This window comes from Brachybacterium atlanticum (assembly GCF_025669985.1).
In the GTDB taxonomy this organism is placed as follows: Bacteria; Actinomycetota; Actinomycetes; order Actinomycetales; family Dermabacteraceae; genus Brachybacterium; species Brachybacterium conglomeratum.
This window is the reverse complement of record NZ_JAKJJW010000081.1, coordinates 1-1,114: the sequence shown is the minus strand read 5'-3', so window position 1 is coordinate 1,114 and position 1,114 is coordinate 1. Positions and strand designations below refer to the sequence as shown.

1 rRNA gene is annotated in these 1,114 nt (G+C 57.7%); it reads left to right on the top strand.

The window, feature by feature from the left end:
- Window positions 1–1,114: ribosomal RNA gene (locus L3K22_RS16635) — 23S ribosomal RNA — on the top strand; the annotation flags it as partial.

The following is a 1,114-nucleotide window of genomic DNA, read 5'->3' as shown; positions in this document are numbered from 1 at the left end:
GTGCGTGGCGTGACGCTGTTCCCGAGTAGCACCGGGCCCGTGAAATCCGGTGTGAATCTGCCAGGACCACCTGGTAAGCCTGAATACTACCTTGTGACCGATAGCGGACAAGTACCGTGAGGGAAAGGTGAAAAGCACCCCGGGAGGGGAGTGAAATAGTACCTGAAACCGTGCGCTTACAATCCGTCGGAGCCTTGAGGGGTGACGGCGTGCCTTTTGAAGAATGAGCCTGCGAGTTAGTGGTCGGTGGCGAGGTTAACCCGTGTGGGGTAGCCGTAGCGAAAGCGAGTCTGAACGGGGCGTTCAGTCGCCGGCTCTAGACCCGAAGCGAAGTGATCTATCCATGGGCAGTGTGAAGCGCGGGTAAGACCGCGTGGAGGCGCGAACCCACTTCAGTTGAAAATGGAGGGGATGACCTGTGGATAGGGGTGAAAGGCCAATCAAACTTCGTGATAGCTGGTTCTCCCCGAAATGCATTTAGGTGCAGCGTTGCGTGTTTCGTGCCGGAGGTAGAGCACTGGATAGGCGATGGGCCCCACCGGGTTACTGACCTTAGCCAAACTCCGAATGCCGGTACGTGAGAGCGCAGCAGTGAGACTGTGGGGGATAAGCTTCATGGTCGAGAGGGAAACAGCCCAGAACATCAGCTAAGGCCCCTAAGCGTGTGCTAAGTGGAAAAGGATGTGGAGTTGCTGAGACAACCAGGAGGTTGGCTTAGAAGCAGCCACCCTTGAAAGAGTGCGTAATAGCTCACTGGTCAAGTGATTCTGCGCCGACAATGTAGCGGGGCTCAAGCACACCGCCGAAGCTGTGTCACTCAGGATTTGGTCCTGGGTGGGTAGGGGAGCGTCGTACAGCCGGTGAAGCCGCGGGGGAACCCAGTGGTGGAGGCTGTACGAGTGAGAATGCAGGCATGAGTAGCGAAAGACGGGTGAGAAACCCGTCCGCCGATTGATCAAGGGTTCCAGGGCCAGGTTTATCCGCCCTGGGTTAGTCGGGACCTAAGGCGAGGCCGACAGGCGTAGTCGATGGACATCGGGTTGATATTCCCGAACCGATCGTAGGAGGACCCATACCGAGGCGGCTGATGCTAACCACCCGAGCTGTCACCGCA